A 15,917-nucleotide genomic window follows, 5' to 3' on the forward strand; every position below is an offset into this window, starting at 1 on the left:
CCATTCGGCTTATTCACCCGACCTATTCATTCGACTCTGGCAGCTCAGCGCTATGGTAGACGTTTTGCACGTCGTCCAGGTCATTCAGCATGCCGAGCAGTTTTTCGAACATGGCCACATCGTCGCCTTCGACCGGCGTGGTGGTTTGCGGCAGGAACTGAATTTCATCGGCTTCGAAGTCGATCTCGCCGAACGTGTCGAGCAACGCCTGCTTGGCTTTGGCGTAGTCGGTATGCGGTGCAAACACGGTGATGCGGCCGTCTTCCTGTTCGATATCGGTGACGTCGACATCGGCCTCCATCAGCGCTTCCAGCACGGCTTCCTCGTCGTTACCGGCAAACGCGAAAATCGCGCAGTGGTCGAACATATGGCTGACGCTGCCGGGGGTGCCGATTTTGCTTTTGGTCTTGGTAAAGCAACCGCGAACATCGCCGAAGGTGCGGTTGGGATTGTCGGTCAAGCACTCGACAATCACCATGGCATTGCCGGGGCCGAAGCCCTCGTAGCGCGCCGCTGAAAAGTCTTCGCCGCCCGCCCCACTGGCTTTATCCAGCGCCTTGTCAATTACGTGAGAGGGTACCTGGTCCTTCTTGGCACGTTCCATCAGGCCGCGCAGCGCCAGGTTGCTATGGGGGTCGGTGCCGCCCGCCTTGGCGCAAACGTAAATCTCGCGACCGTACTTACTGTAGACCTTCGTCTTTGCATCGGCCGTTTTGGCCATGGATTCTTTACGGTTCTGAAAAGCCCTACCCATGTTGACGTCCTGTAATTAGCGATTCCCCCTGCTGATCAGGGTGTCATCAAAAAAGCCAAAGTTTACCCAACAGGATATCATGCTAACAGCGTTATTTGCGTAAGCGCAGGCGTCTCATCGTCTGGCGTGGCTTACACGACAATGCGTCATCATTTACCGAAGATGAAAGGACAATAAACGAACAAGGAGAACTACATGCCATTCTCGCTATGGCTTTCATTGGCGGCGGTATGCGCCGTGGGGGCGATGTCACCGGGACCCAGCCTGGCGTTGGTGTTGCGCCATACGCTGGGCGGGGGAAGACTGGTGGGCGTGACAGCCGCGTTATGCCACGCCTGTGGCGTTGGGATCTATGCGTTTCTTACCGTGCTGGGCCTGGGCGCGCTGATTGTGCAGTGGCCAGCGCTTTTCCAACTGATTACCTGGGTGGGGGCTGCATATCTTGCCTGGCTGGGCATTAAAGCGCTGCGGGCCGGGAGTGCCGGGGCGATGCAGCAACAGGCAATGGCCACGTCCGGCGCTCGGGCCGCCCGGGAAGGCGTGTTGGTGGCCCTCGGCAACCCCAAGCTGATTCTTTTCTTCGTTGCGCTGCTGAGCCAGTTCGTAACACCCGAAATGAGCCTGGTCGCCAAAGCGCTCATCGTGGTGACGGCGATGGTCATTGATGGAGGGTGGTACGTGCTGGTGGCCGTGGCACTGTCGCATTCGCGGGTGCTGCCCTGGCTTCAGCGTCGCGCCCACTGGATCAATAGGGTGACCGGGGTTTTGCTGCTGGCACTGGCGCTTCGCGTGGTGGCGGGTCCGCTGGTCTAGGTTGGCAGTGGCTGGCTCGGGGAACTGGTGCGTTGAGCATAGACATGGCATGGTAAGTGGTTAGGCGAGGCGTTCCAGGGGGAGGCGGCAGATGACACTGTACGATCAGGATTGTTATAACCACATGGGGCAGCCGTTTAACCTGCGGGCGTTGCAGGGGCAGGTGTTGCTGGTCGTCAACGTCGCCAGCCGCTGTGGCTATACCCCGCAGCTTAAAGAGCTGGAAATGCTTTACCAGCGCTATCGGGATCGCGGCTTCACGGTGTTGGGGTTTCCCTGCGACCAGTTTGGCAAACAGTCACCGGAAAGCGCTGATGCCTTTTGTACCTTTGGCGAGCAGCAATATGGCGTCACGTTTCCGCTCATGGAAAAAGTGCGGGTTAACGGCGGTGACGCTCATCCGTTGTTCGTGCTTCTCAAGCGCGAAGCACCCGGCGTGTTGGGCACGACAATGATCAAATGGAATTTCACAAAATTCCTGGTCGGGCGTGATGGCAAGGTCATTGCGCGCTTTGGCCCCCGGGATCATGGTCGCTCGTTACGGCTACGTCTGGAACGCGCACTCGACGAGGTTTAAGTCTCGCCGCGGGCGACCATCACCCGGTTCATCAGTTCGTTCCAACGATGGCGGACCATCATGGTCGTCAGTCCTGAAAACAGGGCCCAGCTTTTGCGCCGCCAGCCTGTCAAACGCAGGTTGTGGCTGACCAGTTGCTGCATCAGTTTGCGGTCGTTGAACTCACGCCATTCACTGGCAATGGACAGTTGGTGGCGGGCCATAACTGGCGCCATCTCCAGGCGGAACATCCACTCAAGCTCTTTAAAGGTCATATCGTAGCGCTGAACGACCTCGACCATACGTGCGTAATCGCGTTCACTTGGCTCGCGGTCTAGCCATAACGGGGCCAGTGCCAACCATAAATCGCCACGTTCATCGACTAGCTGCTGTGCGTTCATTAACAAAGCCTCGTGGGCGGTCAGGGATAAAACAATATCCTGACGTGAAAGGTCCATAAGCTCAATAGCGGACAGCGCCGCTCGAGACCGCTAGAATAGTGTCACTGATGAGCTAAACACGTTATTTTGAAAGCGAGGTTCCCTTTGATTATTAAACCCAAAGTACGCGGCTTTATTTGCACGACCACCCACCCGGTCGGCTGCGAGCAAAACGTTCGCGAGCAGATTGAAGCGACCCGCGCACGCGGTTTGGACAAGAACGCCGGTCCTAAAAAAGTGCTGGTGATCGGGGCTTCCAGCGGTTACGGCCTGGCTGCACGGATTACCGCGGCCTTTGGCTACGGCGCAGATACCCTGGGCGTGTTCTTTGAAAAGCCGGCGACTGACAAAAAGCCTGGCACAGCGGGCTGGTACAACAGCGCCGCGTTTGACAAATTCGCCAAGCAGGAAGGCCTTTACAGCAAGTCGATCAACGGCGATGCGTTCTCCCATGAAGCGCGGGAAAAAGCCATTGAACTGATCAAGCAGGACATGGGTGAAGTCGACCTGGTGGTCTACTCGCTGGCCTCACCGGTGCGCAAACTGCCGGATAGTGGCGAACTCAAGCGCTCAAGCCTCAAGCCGATTGGCGAAACCTACCGCGCCACCGCGATCGACACCAACAAAGACGCCATCATCGAAGCCGAAGTGGAACCCGCGACCCAGCAGGAGATCGACGACACCATCACCGTGATGGGCGGCGAAGATTGGGAACTGTGGATGGAGGCGCTGGACCAGGCCGGCGTGCTGGCCAAGGGCGCGCGCAGCGTGGCGTTCAGCTATATCGGCACTGAAATCACCTGGCCGATCTACTGGCACGGTGCGCTGGGCAGGGCCAAGGAAGACCTGGACCGAGCCGCAGCGGCTATCGATGCCAAGCTGAAAGAGACCGGTGGGGGTGCCAATGTGGCGGTCCTCAAGTCGGTGGTCACCCAGGCGAGCGCGGCGATCCCGGTAATGCCGCTGTATATCGCCATGGTGTATCGCATCATGAAAGAGCAGGGCGTCCACGAGGGCACGATCGATCAGCTTAACCGCTTGTTCGGCGAGCGTCTCTATGCTCCGCAAGGCGGTGAGATGGCCACCGACGAAGTGGGCCGCCTGCGCCTGGATGACTGGGAATTGCGCAACGATATCCAGAAGGCCTGCCAGGACCTGTGGTCGGAAGTGACCACCGATAACCTGTTCGAGATCACCGACTACGCGGGCTATAAACACGACTTTCTGAAGCTGTTTGGCTTCGAGCGTGACGATGTTGATTACGACGCCGATGTCGATCCGATGGTCGACTTCGATGTGGTCAACTTATAAGCCGGTTGTCGTTAATTGGCGATATGACCGCTAAGCGTTATGAAACGCCGGGCCTTGGAGCTCGGCGTTTTTGCATTTATACGCCATGTTTTGTTTACCGCGACGCGGCCACTGCCTTTACCCAGGCAATTGGTTAAGATGTCGGTTTGTTTTCGTCACGGCGGTTTTCCATGCAGCATAACCCGGTCAACTCCCCCAATGCCGCGTCGCGACGGCGGGTAGCGTTTGTGCTGCTGCCTGGGTTTTCGATGCTGGCGCATGCCAGCGCGCTGGAACCTTTGCAAATGGCCAACCAGCTCAGCGGGCAGATGCTTTACCACACCGTCACGCTAAGCATGGACGACGAATCCGTCCGTAGCGGCGCGCAGCTTTCCGTGCTTGCGCAGCATACGTTAGCAAGCACGCCTGGGCCGCTTGATTTATTGCTGATCTGCGCCCCTACGCCGCTGCCTTATGCGCTGCCCGCCAAGCTCAATGAATGGCTGCGGGGATACGTAGGGCGCGGCGTGATGCTGGGAGGGCTGGCGGGTGGCACCGAAGTGCTGGCGCGCTGCGGACTGCTGGAAGGTTACCGCGCAACACTGCCCTGGCAGCGCTTCGACGCCTTTTCCCAGGCCTACCCGCAAGTAACGCTTTCCCAGCAGCTGTTTGAAATTGACCGCGACCGGCTTTCCTGCGCGGGCGGTACGGCGGCGATGGACATGATGCTGACGCTGATCGGTCAGCATCACGGCGCCCGCCTGGCCGAGCAGGTTTCGGAACAGTTTGTGTGCGACCGTATTCGCATGGCGGACGAGCGCCAGCATGTACCGTTGCGCAGCCGTTTGGGCCACGCGCCGCAAAGCCTGGTGGATGCCGTGACGCTGATGGAAGCCAATATCGAGGAGCCGCTCTCTACCCTGGAGCTTGCCGAGCATCTGGGAATTTCCCGGCGACAGTTGGAGCGGCTTTTCAAGAAGTACCTGCAGGCGGTGCCCAGCCGCTACTATCTTGATTTGCGTTTGCAAGAGGCGCGCAAACAGCTACGCGAAAGCGACCTTGCGGTAGGCGATATTGCCTTTGCCACCGGCTTTTCTTCAGGGGCGCATTTTTCAACCGCCTACCGCCACCATTTCGGCATGACGCCGAGGGAAGAGCGCCTGGGTTAGAAAGGTAAGGTTAGATGGATTAGGTTAACGTATCCACAATGCCACCTTCCACGCGCAGGGCGGCACCGGTGGTGGCGCTGGCTTGGGGAGAGGCCGCATAGACGCTCATGCTGGCGACTTCCTCGGGTGTTGCCAGCCGCTGGATGATCGACGATGGGCGATTTTCCTGCACAAAACGCGCTTCCACTTCCTGCTGGGAAGTGCCTTCTTTTTCAGCCATTTCACGAATCATGTTGAGCACGCCCTCTGAGCGGGTCGGCCCCGGCAGAATCGCATTGACGGTCACCTGAGTGCCGCTCAATACCTTGGCAAGCCCCCGCGATACCGACAGCAGTGCCGATTTGGTCATGCCGTAATGGACCATTTCGCTGGGGATGTTAATGCCCGATTCACTGGACAGAAACTGGATGCGACCCCAGTTGCGCTCACGCATTCCCTGGGCGTAATGGCGCGAAAGGCGCACGGCGCTCATGATATTGACGTCGAAGAACTGTTGCCAGGTGGCGTCGTCGACCTCAAAAAAGTCCTGTGGGCCGAAGATGCCGACGTTGTTGATCAAGATATCGGTGCTGGGCTGTTGCTCGATCAGTGTCTGGCAGCCTTCAGCGGTGCCCAAGTCAGCGGCCACGCCCGTCGCCTTGGCGTTGGGAACGTCTTTCTTGATAGCCGCAATGGCCTCGTCAATCCGTGCCTGGGTGCGCCCGGTGATGACCACATCGGCACCTGCATTGGCCAAGCCCTGGGCAATCGCAAAGCCGATGCCGGCTGTCGAGCCGGTAATAATGGCGTGCTTGCCGCTTAAATCAATCTGCATACGTTGTGCTCCTCTCTTCCTGAGTGTTGGTAGCTCGCTACGCTGAACGACATAGCGCATGATTCTATAGCTTGCTAATGAGTATGGGGCTCTTACGGCGTTCTTCAAGGGAAGCGTTCTTCAATGTACCTAGCTCATTGATGAGCCTGGACTGAAAAAGAACAGGCGGTGTTGTTTGAGCCGCATCTTGCCTCGCGCCGCTAGTCGAGCGTGATGCTCAGCGACTGCCGTGCCTTGCAGGGGTAGCCGTGGCGCAGGTGCAGGGTGCGCTCGTCGAGGGCCATCACCACCGCGAACAGGGTCTCCATACGCTCGGTCTCGGGCAGGTTTAAGTCGGTGTGCTTGCAGATCGACATGGGTGCATTGTGGTGGTCGCTCAGTACGTCGAACAGCGCGCTGACGCTGGCCTTGGGCGGTGGGTCGAGCAGCTCATCGAGGCGGCGCAGGCGCACATGGGAGTCGGGCTTGGGGAAGTCGGTGACACAGGCGGTGGCGGCCGCGGCGCAGAGGTGGTTGGTGTGGATCACCCTCCCGCCGCTGGGCTTGAGTACCCCCGGCGGCCCGGGCTGGACCTCGAAGCCGGCGGCCTGGCCTGCAGCACTGGCGACCAGAAAGTGCGCCGGCGAGGCGACGCGGTCCTCCGCGACGATGCGCTGGGCGCTGTTGAAACCGTCGCTCTCGAGAATCTTGCGCAGGGCGATGTGGATCGGCAGGCCATCGCCGCAGGTCTGCGAGCGGATGGCGTTGAGACACACGCCGAGGCCGTGGGCATTGAGGCCGATCTTGGCCAGCATCCCGGCTTCGCCGACGCTAACAAGCGGCGGCGCGTCGTCGCCCTCTATGTGCAGTACCACCACGTTGTCGAGCTGGTCGGCGCGCCAGTCCCAGTTCTGGGCCAGCCAATGTTGGCCTTGCTGGTAGATCGAAAAGGCGGAACAGCCGCCGCTGGCTTGGGTTAGCGAGATCTCGCTGCGGCAGTTGAGGGTGAGGATGTCGTCGCGATGCAGGCCAGCGCCCTCGGCAATGCCCTCGAGCTCATCCAGGATCGCCGGAAAGCCGCGCTCGATAGCCGGCATAAAGCGCCGTGCCACCTGCCGGGCGGCGGCCCAGTCGAGGCCTACAAAGTCTTGAAACAGCCGGTCATAGACCTCAATGCTGCGCTGAATCTGTGCGGCGTGGCGCTGGCCATGGGCCAGGCCGATGGCATGGCGGCTACCACGCAGGTGGGTGACGTCTAGCATGCGGGGTGCTCCTCGGGAAGGCGATTCACTCAAGCCTACCGCGAACAGCGTTGAAGTGCAGGTGTGCTTGGATAGGCAGCGAAAAATAGCTTTTTTCAAGTTTATAGCGGCATCCAAACGCTCACTTGCGTTAACGCCGTGGCGTCGTCATATGCCACTGAGATCGTGAGATGAGCAAGGACGAATATAACGTGTTACAGAGGATAGCGACGCTGGCTAAACGCCGCTATTCATAATTTGCCGTCCCATTGCTGAAAGCAGTTACCCTATTCGGCCCCTTATACTGTTTTCATTCCATTACCCCACTGGAGGTAGCGTCTCATGAGCCACACCCCAAGCCGTCAGGATTTCGATCACTACATGGCGCCCAATTACGCCCCGCAGCAGGTCATTCCAGTGCGGGGTGAAGGTAGCCGCTTGTGGGACCAACAGGGGCGCGAGTATATCGATTTTGCCGGGGGCATCGCGGTCAACTCTCTGGGGCACTGCCATCCGGTGCTGGTCGTTGCACTAAAAGAGCAGGGTGAAAAACTGTGGCACCTTTCCAACGTTTTCACCAACGAGCCAGCGCTGAACCTGGCCAAGGCGCTGGTCGATCGCACCTTCGCCGACAAGGTGTTTTTATGCTCCTCCGGCGGTGAAGCCAACGAAGCTGCGCTGAAACTGGCGCGCCGCTGGGCAGTGGATAACCACGGCGAGCACAAGGATAAAATCATCTCGTTTCGTCAGTCCTTTCACGGGCGTACGTTCTTCACGGTAAGCGTCGGCGGTCAGCCCAAGTATTCACAGGGCTTTGGCCCGGTGCCCGGTGGCATCCTGCATGCCGACTACAATGATCTGGAAAGCGTGCGCAAGCTGGTCGGCGATGATACCTGCGCGATTATGGTCGAGCCCATGCAGGGCGAGGGCGGCATCGTGCCCGGCACCCAGGCATTCCTCCAAGGGTTGCGCGACCTGTGCGACGAGCACAATGCGCTACTGATTTTTGATGAAGTGCAAACGGGCGTTGGTCGTAGCGGCGAACTCTATGCCTACAAGAATTACGGCATTACGCCGGATATTCTCACCAGCGCCAAATCCCTGGGTGGCGGCTTTCCTGTGGGGGCAATGCTGGCGACTGATGCGGTGGCTAAATCGCTGGTCATCGGTACCCACGGCTCCACCTACGGCGGCAATGCGCTGGCATCGGCGGTTGCACTGGCGGCGGTCGAGTTTATCGATACCCCCGAGGTGCTTGAGGGGGTCAAAAACCGTCATGACCTGTTTCGTGAGCATCTGGAAACCATCAATCGCAAGCACGGCGTGTTTAAAGAGATTCGCGGTATGGGCCTGCTGATAGGCGCACAGATGTCTGATGCTTATGAAGGGCGTGCCAAAGACATTCTGCCGCTGGCGATTGAAGAGGGGTTGATGGCGCTGATTGCCGGGCCCAATGTGCTGCGCATGGCGCCTTCCCTGGTCATCCCCGAAGCGGATATCGCCGAAGGCATGGCTCGCCTGGAACGCGCGATTGAACGGTTAGTTGCAGTCGCATGAGTGAAGCCGTAGCAGCAACCGTCTCAACTGAAGAGGGAGCGTTGAGGATGCTGGTAATTCGACCGGTGAAAATGGCCGACCTGTCGGCGCTGGAGCAGTTGGCCGAGCACGCAGTGCCCAAGCTCACCAATCTACCCGCCAACCGTGAGCGGCTTGAAGAGCGCATTGCGCGCTCCGAGTCCGCCTTCAGCGGCGAGGTGGAGCATCCTGGCGACGAGCATTACACCTTTGTGCTTGAAAACATTGCGCTGGCAGACGACACCGACAGTGAAGTGCTGGGAACGGCGACCATTCGCGCTCAGGCGGGGGCCAACGAGGCCTATTACACCTACCGCCAGGAAACGCTGATTCATGCGTCTCAGCAGTTGAACGTCCGCCGTGAAGTGCAGACGTTAGCGCTTTCCCATGAAGTCTCGGATGCCACTCTGCTGTGTGCCTTTTCACTTAATCCGCGCTACAAGGGCACCAGTGCCGAAAGCCTGTTACGCCGGGCGCGACTGATGTTTATCGCCCAGTATCCTGAGCGGTTTTCGCGCATTCTGGCGGTGGCCTTCCCTGGCTACCTGGATACGCGCAGCGAATCGCCTTTCTGGGAGAGCGTGGGGCGGCACTTTTTCGCCCGCAGCTTCCAGGAGATGAATCACATCGCCGGGGTACGCTCAAAAAGCTTTATCGCCGAGGTCATGCCCCAGTTTCCCCTCTATCTACCGTTATTGACGCCCCAGGCAAGGGCGGCGATTGGCCGCGAGCACCCGGCCCACGAAGAGGCGCTGGAAGAGATGCTGGCAGAGGGCTTTGTTCGCTCGCGTCATGTGGATATTTTCGACGCCGGGCCGATTGTCAAAACCGAACGCGAGCGGCTGGAAACCTTCCGCTCGGCGGCGTGGCACCCAGTCCGGGTCCGCCCTGAGCACGCGCTTCCTGACGCGGAACCCGCCATGATTGCCAACCAGAAGTTGGGTGGCTTTCGTTGCATCGTGGCGCGCTATGCGCTGTCGCCCACGGGTCAGTTGATGCTGTCTCCCGAGCATGCCGAGCGCCTGGGCGTCGAAGAAGGCCGCGCGGTGCTCGCCGCGCCGTTAACCTTGCCGAGCGCGGTTGATGCGCTCGATGAAGGAGAAATGTAATGCGCATTCGACCCATTGCCCGGGATGATTTGGATGGGCTCCAGGCGCTTGCGCAGCAGGCCGGTGTGGGGTTTACCTCGTTGCCGGACAACCGCGAGTTTCTGGCCGGCAAGATTGAAGCCGCCGCCCGCGCCTTTGAAGAGCGCACCCCGGTGGATGACCGGCTGTATTTCTTCGTTTTAGAAGACGAAGACAACGGCGAGCTCGCCGGCTGCTGCGCTATCGAGGGCCAGGTCGGTCGCGAAGTGCCGTTCTACAATTACCGACTGGGCACGCTGGCGCACTCATCCATACAGCTGGACTTGCACCGCACCATCGACACGCTGTTTTTAAGCTCCGACCATACCGGCGATGCCGAGGTGTGCTCGCTGTTTCTGCGCCCGGAATACCGCGGCGAAGCCAACAAACATTTGCGCAACGGCGCGCTGCTCTCGAAAGCGCGCTGGCTGTTCATTGCCCAGTTTCGCGACCGTTTCCCCGATAAGGTGCTGGCGGAAATGCGCGGTGTATTTGACGAGCACAACACAAGCCCCTTCTGGGAAAGCCTGGGCAAACACTTTTTCCCCATGGATTTCAACGAGGCCGACCGCCTGACTGGCCTCGGGCAAAAGAGTTTTATCGGCGAGCTGATGCCCAAGTTTCCGATCTACACCACCTTTATGTCAGAAGACGCGCGGGCCTGCATCGGGCAGGTGCACCGGCATACGCGTCCGGCCATGGAAATGCTCAGAAAAGAGGGGCTGCGTTGGGAAGGCTATATCGATATTTTCGACGGTGGCCCCACGGTGGAAGCTTACGTCGACGATGTGCGCGCCGTCCGCAACTCACGGCTCTGCCAAGTGGAAGTGGCCAAAAGCGCGCCGCAAGAAAGCGTCAGCCGCTGGCTTGCCGCGACCACCCATATGCTCAGCTTTACCGCTAGCTGGATAGGCCGTGCCCCCACCGACGACAACACTATTGTGCTGAGTGAAGCCGAAGCGCAGCGTTTGAATGTCACCACCGGTGATCACCTGCGGCTACTCGAGACCTAGGCGATGTTTACAGGAGAGTTTTTTATGCACGCCCAACAGCAGCAACTGATCAATGGCGCCTGGGTAGCCGGCGAAGCGACCACCTTGACCAAGTTCGATCCGGTTTCCGGGTCGCTGCTTTGGCAGGGGGCAGAAGCCTCCGGGGAGCAGGTGGCCTCGGCTGTCAACGCCGCACGGAGCGCCTTTCCTGGCTGGGCGCGCACGTCTTTTGCCGAACGTCAGGCGCTGGTCGAGGGTTTTGTCGAGGTGCTGACCGCCCGCCGCGAAGCACTGGCCGTCGCCATTGCCTCCGAGACCGGCAAGCCGCTCTGGGAAGCGCGCACCGAAGTGGGCGCAATGATCGGTAAAGTGGCGCTTTCATTCAAGGCTTACCATGAGCGCACCGGCGAACGGGAAAAAGCCGTCGGCAGCGCCAAAGCCGTGCTGCGCCACCGCCCCCACGGCGTGATGGCGGTGTTTGGTCCCTACAATTTCCCTGGCCACCTGCCCAACGGCCATATGGTGCCCGCGCTGTTGGCGGGAAACACCGTGATCTTCAAGCCCAGTGACCAGACACCGCTGACAGCCGATTTAACCCTGCAGTGCTGGCTGGAAGCCGGTCTGCCCGCAGGTGTTATCAACCTGGTCCAGGGCGGTGTGCCGGTCGGCCAGGCGTTGGCAGGCAACCCCGATATTGATGGCCTGCTGTTTACCGGCAGTGCCAAGGTGGGCGGCATGCTCCACCAGCAGTTTGCCGGTCAACTGGATAAAATTTTGGCGCTGGAGCTGGGCGGCAACAACCCGCTGGTGGTGAAAGACGTCGACGACGAGCGTGCCGCGGTGCTGAGCATTCTGCAGTCGGCGTTTCTTTCCGGCGGCCAGCGCTGTACCTGCGCGCGGCGCTTGATGGTGCCCCAGGGCGACGTCGGTGACAGGCTGATCGACGCGCTGTCTGACGCTATCGCCAAGCTGCACGTGGCCGGGCAATTTGAAGAAGAGCCCGCGCCGTTCTTTGGTGGGCTGGTGAGCGTAGCGGCCGCGGATGGCCTGCTCAAGGCCCAGGATGAACTGGAATCCATGGGCGGCACGGTGATCAACCGCATGCAGCGCCTGGAAGAAGGTACCAGTCTGTTAAGCCCCGCGCTGATCGACGTGACTGGCTTGGACGTGCCCGACGAGGAGCACTTTGGTCCGCTGCTGAAAATCCATCGCTACAGCGATTGGGATGAAGCGCTGACGTTGGCCAACAATACCCGTTACGGGCTTTCCGCCGGGTTGATTGGCGGCGATCAAGCCGATTGGGACGACTTCCTGCTGCGCATTCGTGCCGGGATTGTTAACTGGAACCGCCAAACCACCGGCGCCTCCGGCGACGCACCTTTCGGCGGTGTGGGTGATAGTGGCAACCATCGTCCCAGCGCCTACTATGCTGCGGATTACTGCGCTTACCCCGTGGCGTCCATGGAAGCCGACACTCTGGAGATGCCCGAGACCCTGCCACCAGGAGTCAGCCTGTGAGTGCCGTCGACGCCAGGGAAGTCAATTTCGACGGGCTGGTCGGCCCGACCCATAACTACTCGGGGTTGGCGATGGGGAATGTCGCTTCCATGAGCCACGGTGGCTTGGTGTCCAACCCCAAAGAGGGCGCGCTGCAGGGGCTTTTAAAGATGAAGTCGCTGATGGATGCGGGCTATGCCCAGGGTGTGCTGCCACCCCAGCAGCGCCCGGATATTGGCGCACTGCGCGATTTGGGTTTTAGCGGCAGCGATAGCGAGGTGCTGGCCCGCGCTGCCAACGAGGCCCCTCAGCTACTGCGGGCAGTCTGCTCGGCGTCCAGTATGTGGACGGCGAACGCGGGGACAATTACGCCAAGCATGGATGCGCTGGACAGTCGGGTACATTTCACCCCGGCCAACCTGCAGTCCAGCTTTCACCGCTACCTGGAACCACAAACCACCGGTCGCGTGCTGCAGGCAATTTTCCACAACGAGCAGCACTTTGCCCATCATCCGGTGCTGCCTGCCACGCCTGCCTTTTCCGATGAAGGCGCGGCCAATCATACCCGGCTTTGCGGCGAGTACGGCGAACCGGGCGTACATCTGTTTGTCTATGGTCGCCAGGCGTTTGGTGACGTGCGTAGCGGCGAGCGCGAACCCAAGCGTTATCCTGCTCGGCAAACCCTGGAAGCCAGCCAGGCGGTGGCGCGTCAGCACGGGTTAACGGAGGCGCAAACGGTGTTTGCCCAGCAGCACCCGGACGCCATAGACGCGGGCGTCTTCCATAATGATGTGATTGCCGTGGGCAATGGTCCCGTACTGCTCTACCACGAAATGGCCTTTCTGGACGAAGAGGGCTCCCTGGATGAGCTGCGCGCCAAAATGGCCACGCCGCTGATTCCCGTGCGCGTACCCTTGGAAGCGGTGAGCATGGAAGATGCGGTAGCCTCGTATCTGTTCAACTCGCAGTTGCTCTCCAACCCGGACGGCACCATGACCCTGGTCGTGCCCGGCGAATGCCAGGAGCGCGAAGCGGTGTGGCGCACCATCCAGGACTACCTGCTGGCGGGCAATAACCCCATTAGCGACGTGGTCGTCAAAGACGTCAAGCAGAGCATGCGCAACGGCGGCGGCCCCGCCTGCCTGCGCCTGCGGGTGGTGCTAACGGACGCCGAACGCGAAGCACTTAATGGCCGCGTGCTGCTCACTGATGCGCTTTATTATGACCTAACCGCTTGGGTGAATCGCCATTATCGCGACCGGCTGGCTGTGGACGACCTCAAAGACCCGCAGCTCGCGGACGAGTCATTAGCAGCATTGGATGAGCTAACCCGGTTGCTAAACATTGGATCTGTTTACCCGTTTCAGTTGGGGTAGGGGCTTAAGCTAAGCTGGAAACCAAAACGCCAAGACAATGCCTTGGCGTTTTGCCTTCTATAAGTCCAAGATATCTCAGGTAACTGAAGCCCAGAGATACGTCTATGGAAGCCATTATTCGCCGAACTGACGACAAAGAGTTTGCGGAAAGCATCATTCGTCAGAATATGTCTGGCTACTATAAGCAGTTGGATATGCACTGGGATACCGACCTGTTCGATAAACAGTGGGGTGTTTTAGACAGCTACGAACTGGTCATGAACGCTTCACGAGTGGGGCTGCTGTGCTTAAATCACGATGCAAACGCCTACTATATTCGAGAGCTACAAATTGATCAGAACTGGCAGCGCCAAGGCCTAGGCGCAACGGCAATCCGTTACACAATGGACATTGCCCAGCAAGCGGGCATTCGCTTAATTCGACTCCGTGTATTTTCTATAAACCCGGCAATTGCTTTATACGAACGTATGGGGTTTCGCGTTTGCAAAACCGAAGAAGGGATACATTACATGGAGCGTAGTATTCTTTAGCGATAAAACCGATCAGCAAAAGGCCCGGCCAGCACAATGACCACTTCTAACCCATCTTTTTCCGATGCTGAGCGGCGTGGGCTCTACCGCGCCATTCATGAGCGGCGCGATGTGCGCTCGCAATTTCTGCCCGACCAGATTCCCCTGGAAGTGCTGACCCGCCTGTTGGAAGCCGCGCATCATGCGCCTTCTGTGGGGTTTATGCAGCCATGGGATTTCATCGTGATTGAAAGTCGCAACGTCAGGGAATCGGTGCTGGCGTTGTTCGAACAGGAGAACCAGAAGGCTGCCGAGCGCTTTGAAGGCGAGCGTAAAGCGCATTATCGCAGCCTTAAGCTGCAAGGGATTATGGAAAGCCCGCTCAATCTCTGTATTACCTGCGACCGAAGCCGTGGCGGCCCTCATGTGCTGGGGCGCAATAGCATTGTCGATACCGACCTGTTCAGCACTTGTCTGGCCGTGCAAAACCTCTGGCTTGCTGCGCGGGCGGAAGGCATTGGCGTTGGTTGGGTGAGTATTCTCGATCAGACGCAGCTAAGCACGGTCCTGAATCTGCCTGAGCACGTTTATCCGCTGGCGTATCTCTGCCTTGGCTATGTAAGCGAATTTTTAGACCAGCCGGAGCTTGAGGCCAAAGGCTGGCGCTCTCGTCTGCCTTTAAGCGAACTCGTGCATGGCGATAAGTGGGGGCAATCATTTAGTGGTGGTGTTTGAAGCTGTTGCTATTAGCCAGCTTTAGGCAGTATCAGGGCGTATCGATTGGATAAGATGATGTGCACGCGCAACTGGCTAGTAAATGGTTGGCGTGTTCGTGAAGTGCCTCTTTAAGGCCATCCGGCTTGAGGACAGTAAATCGAAACGGGAGCTGTGCCAGCCAATAAACAAACCACTCGAAGCTGTCGGTTCGGGTGTTGAGTAGTAATCCACCTTCAACTTCTTCGAACGGACCTGTACAGAAAAAATGGTTCTCAAAGTAAGCGTACGCGGCACGATCAATGTGTAGCACCAGTGATACTTCATGAGTTGGGCCCCAGGACATGAGGCTTTCGCTCAAAAAATCGGCTGCATTGAAGTGAGCGGGGCGTGTGAAGGTATCATCGAGTAAGCGCACACCACTGATACGATCCAGCCTAAACGAGCGCATGGCTCCCCTCAGATGGCAAAAACCAACGGCATACCACCGGCCTTGTTGGAAAACGAGTCCGTAGGGGTCGATCCGACGTGCAATTGGATCGTGCCGCGGGGAATGGTAGATAAGCCCGACGGCTCGCATGGCTTCAGTGGCTTTAGTCAGTGTCTCAAGTGCACGGTCATCACGGCTGGGTTCACGCCGGGGTAAGAACACCTGAGTGGTCTCACTGATACTACGCACGCGTTTTTTTAAATTCGCTGGCATCACCCGCTCGAGCTTCGCTTGCACGCTGGCAATGGCGGGCGCTGCGTTCGACAGGCCCAGTTGGCTGGCGGCCAATAAGCCCAGAGAAACCGCGAAAGTCTCTTCATCGGTAAACATCATGGGTGGCAGTTTGAAACCTGCCACCAATCGATAACCACCGTAGCGGCCTTGCTCGGTCACTATCGGTACACCTATGTCTTCCAGCGTCGTAATGTAACGTCGGATAGTGCGCCGATCCACTTCCAGGCGTTCGGCCAACTCTGCGCCGCCCATTTGGCCATGAGCCTGCAACAACTCAAGTACAGCAAGCACGCGCGTTGTGGGTCCTGCCATCGCCATCTTCCTCAAGAAGCCGTTTTTAAAGTCTC

The 15,917-nt window shown here is 58.9% G+C and carries 16 protein-coding genes; 11 read left to right on the forward strand and 5 right to left on the reverse strand.

From position 1 onward, the window contains the following. Positions 1 to 22: 22 nt before the first annotated feature. A complete protein-coding gene (locus HXW73_RS04125; protein WP_186255027.1) occupies positions 23 to 754 on the reverse strand; it encodes a YebC/PmpR family DNA-binding transcriptional regulator in 732 nt (243 codons plus the stop codon). Positions 755 to 949: 195 nt separating this feature from the next. On the opposite strand from HXW73_RS04125, the gene HXW73_RS04130 reads away from it, so the two are divergent. Next, positions 950 to 1,567, forward strand: coding sequence for a LysE family translocator (locus HXW73_RS04130; protein WP_186255028.1), 618 nt, complete (start codon positions 950 to 952; stop codon positions 1,565 to 1,567). Positions 1,568 to 1,658: 91 nt separating this feature from the next. Next, positions 1,659 to 2,144 carry a glutathione peroxidase gene (locus HXW73_RS04135; RefSeq protein ID WP_186255029.1) on the forward strand — a complete coding sequence of 162 codons (486 nt, stop codon included), beginning with the start codon at positions 1,659 to 1,661 and terminating at the stop codon, positions 2,142 to 2,144. On the opposite strand, the gene HXW73_RS04140 is transcribed toward HXW73_RS04135, so the two are convergent. Next, positions 2,141 to 2,524 carry a DUF7079 family protein gene (locus HXW73_RS04140; protein ID WP_186255904.1) on the reverse strand — a complete coding sequence of 128 codons (384 nt, stop codon included), beginning with the start codon at positions 2,522 to 2,524 and terminating at the stop codon, positions 2,141 to 2,143. The genes HXW73_RS04135 and HXW73_RS04140 overlap by 4 nt on opposite strands. Before the next feature lie 144 nt (positions 2,525 to 2,668). On the opposite strand from HXW73_RS04140, the gene fabV reads away from it, so the two are divergent. Together fabV and HXW73_RS04150 are read left to right on the forward strand one after the other, a co-directional pair. Then, positions 2,669 to 3,874 carry an enoyl-ACP reductase FabV gene (gene fabV / locus HXW73_RS04145; RefSeq protein ID WP_186255030.1) on the forward strand — a complete coding sequence of 402 codons (1,206 nt, stop codon included), beginning with the start codon at positions 2,669 to 2,671 and terminating at the stop codon, positions 3,872 to 3,874. 170 nt (positions 3,875 to 4,044) lie between these two features. Beyond that, entirely contained in the window at positions 4,045 to 5,022 is a 978-nt protein-coding gene (locus tag HXW73_RS04150; protein WP_186255031.1) for a GlxA family transcriptional regulator, read from the forward strand. A gap of 19 nt (positions 5,023 to 5,041) precedes the next feature. On the opposite strand, the gene HXW73_RS04155 is transcribed toward HXW73_RS04150, so the two are convergent. After that, the gene (locus HXW73_RS04155; RefSeq protein WP_186255032.1) at positions 5,042 to 5,836 is read right to left on the reverse strand and encodes an SDR family NAD(P)-dependent oxidoreductase; all 795 of its coding nucleotides are present in this window, start codon (positions 5,834 to 5,836) and stop codon (positions 5,042 to 5,044) included. Between the two features lie 200 nt (positions 5,837 to 6,036). Next, complete coding sequence (locus HXW73_RS04160; RefSeq protein ID WP_186255033.1) at positions 6,037 to 7,077, reverse strand: C45 family autoproteolytic acyltransferase/hydolase; 1,041 nt, start codon at positions 7,075 to 7,077, stop codon at positions 6,037 to 6,039. Positions 7,078 to 7,398: 321 nt separating this feature from the next. Here HXW73_RS04160 and HXW73_RS04165 point away from each other — a divergent pair, with 321 nt between their 5' ends. From HXW73_RS04165 to bluB, 7 genes are all read left to right on the forward strand, one after another. Beyond that, on the forward strand, positions 7,399 to 8,613 hold the full coding sequence (locus HXW73_RS04165) for an aspartate aminotransferase family protein (RefSeq protein ID WP_186255034.1): 1,215 nt from the start codon (positions 7,399 to 7,401) through the stop codon (positions 8,611 to 8,613). 47 nt (positions 8,614 to 8,660) lie between these two features. Next, entirely contained in the window at positions 8,661 to 9,740 is a 1,080-nt protein-coding gene (locus tag HXW73_RS04170) for an arginine N-succinyltransferase (protein ID WP_186255035.1), read from the forward strand. After that, positions 9,740 to 10,771, forward strand: coding sequence for an arginine N-succinyltransferase (gene astA, locus HXW73_RS04175; protein WP_186255036.1), 1,032 nt, complete (start codon positions 9,740 to 9,742; stop codon positions 10,769 to 10,771). Before HXW73_RS04170 ends, astA begins: the two co-directional genes overlap by 1 nt. A 24-nt stretch (positions 10,772 to 10,795) precedes the next feature. Then, complete coding sequence (gene astD / locus HXW73_RS04180) at positions 10,796 to 12,268, forward strand: succinylglutamate-semialdehyde dehydrogenase (RefSeq protein WP_186255037.1); 1,473 nt, start codon at positions 10,796 to 10,798, stop codon at positions 12,266 to 12,268. Beyond that, complete coding sequence (astB, locus tag HXW73_RS04185; protein ID WP_186255038.1) at positions 12,265 to 13,623, forward strand: N-succinylarginine dihydrolase; 1,359 nt, start codon at positions 12,265 to 12,267, stop codon at positions 13,621 to 13,623. Before astD ends, astB begins: the two co-directional genes overlap by 4 nt. Before the next feature lie 104 nt (positions 13,624 to 13,727). Next, on the forward strand, positions 13,728 to 14,153 hold the full coding sequence (locus tag HXW73_RS04190) for a GNAT family N-acetyltransferase (RefSeq protein WP_186255039.1): 426 nt from the start codon (positions 13,728 to 13,730) through the stop codon (positions 14,151 to 14,153). A gap of 36 nt (positions 14,154 to 14,189) precedes the next feature. Next, a complete protein-coding gene (gene bluB / locus HXW73_RS04195; protein WP_186255040.1) occupies positions 14,190 to 14,867 on the forward strand; it encodes a 5,6-dimethylbenzimidazole synthase in 678 nt (225 codons plus the stop codon). A 31-nt stretch (positions 14,868 to 14,898) separates the two neighbouring features. Here the strand turns inward: bluB and HXW73_RS04200 are convergent, their stop codons facing one another. Next, positions 14,899 to 15,882, reverse strand: coding sequence for a helix-turn-helix transcriptional regulator (locus tag HXW73_RS04200; protein WP_186255041.1), 984 nt, complete (start codon positions 15,880 to 15,882; stop codon positions 14,899 to 14,901). Between the last annotated feature and the right edge of the window lie 35 nt (positions 15,883 to 15,917).

Origin of the sequence: Halomonas sp. SH5A2, assembly GCF_014263395.1 — a bacterium.
Classification (GTDB): domain Bacteria; phylum Pseudomonadota; class Gammaproteobacteria; order Pseudomonadales; family Halomonadaceae; genus Vreelandella.

Bases quoted from the DNA above. Each gene is read 5' to 3' on its own strand.
- HXW73_RS04125 (WP_186255027.1), bottom strand. From the start codon at position 754: ATGGGTAGGGCTTTTCAGAACCGTAAAGAATCCATGGCCAAAACGGCC.
- HXW73_RS04130 (WP_186255028.1), top strand. From the start codon at position 950: ATGCCATTCTCGCTATGGCTTTCATTGGCGGCGGTATGCGCCGTGGGG.
- HXW73_RS04135 (WP_186255029.1), top strand. From the start codon at position 1,659: ATGACACTGTACGATCAGGATTGTTATAACCACATGGGGCAGCCGTTT.
- HXW73_RS04140 (WP_186255904.1), bottom strand. From the start codon at position 2,524: ATGAACGCACAGCAGCTAGTCGATGAACGTGGCGATTTATGGTTGGCA.
- HXW73_RS04150 (WP_186255031.1), top strand. From the start codon at position 4,045: ATGCAGCATAACCCGGTCAACTCCCCCAATGCCGCGTCGCGACGGCGG.
- HXW73_RS04155 (WP_186255032.1), bottom strand. From the start codon at position 5,836: ATGCAGATTGATTTAAGCGGCAAGCACGCCATTATTACCGGCTCGACA.
- HXW73_RS04160 (WP_186255033.1), bottom strand. From the start codon at position 7,077: ATGCTAGACGTCACCCACCTGCGTGGTAGCCGCCATGCCATCGGCCTG.
- HXW73_RS04165 (WP_186255034.1), top strand. From the start codon at position 7,399: ATGAGCCACACCCCAAGCCGTCAGGATTTCGATCACTACATGGCGCCC.
- HXW73_RS04170 (WP_186255035.1), top strand. From the start codon at position 8,661: ATGCTGGTAATTCGACCGGTGAAAATGGCCGACCTGTCGGCGCTGGAG.
- astA (WP_186255036.1), top strand. From the start codon at position 9,740: ATGCGCATTCGACCCATTGCCCGGGATGATTTGGATGGGCTCCAGGCG.
- astD (WP_186255037.1), top strand. From the start codon at position 10,796: ATGCACGCCCAACAGCAGCAACTGATCAATGGCGCCTGGGTAGCCGGC.
- HXW73_RS04190 (WP_186255039.1), top strand. From the start codon at position 13,728: ATGGAAGCCATTATTCGCCGAACTGACGACAAAGAGTTTGCGGAAAGC.
- bluB (WP_186255040.1), top strand. From the start codon at position 14,190: ATGACCACTTCTAACCCATCTTTTTCCGATGCTGAGCGGCGTGGGCTC.
- HXW73_RS04200 (WP_186255041.1), bottom strand. From the start codon at position 15,882: ATGGCAGGACCCACAACGCGCGTGCTTGCTGTACTTGAGTTGTTGCAG.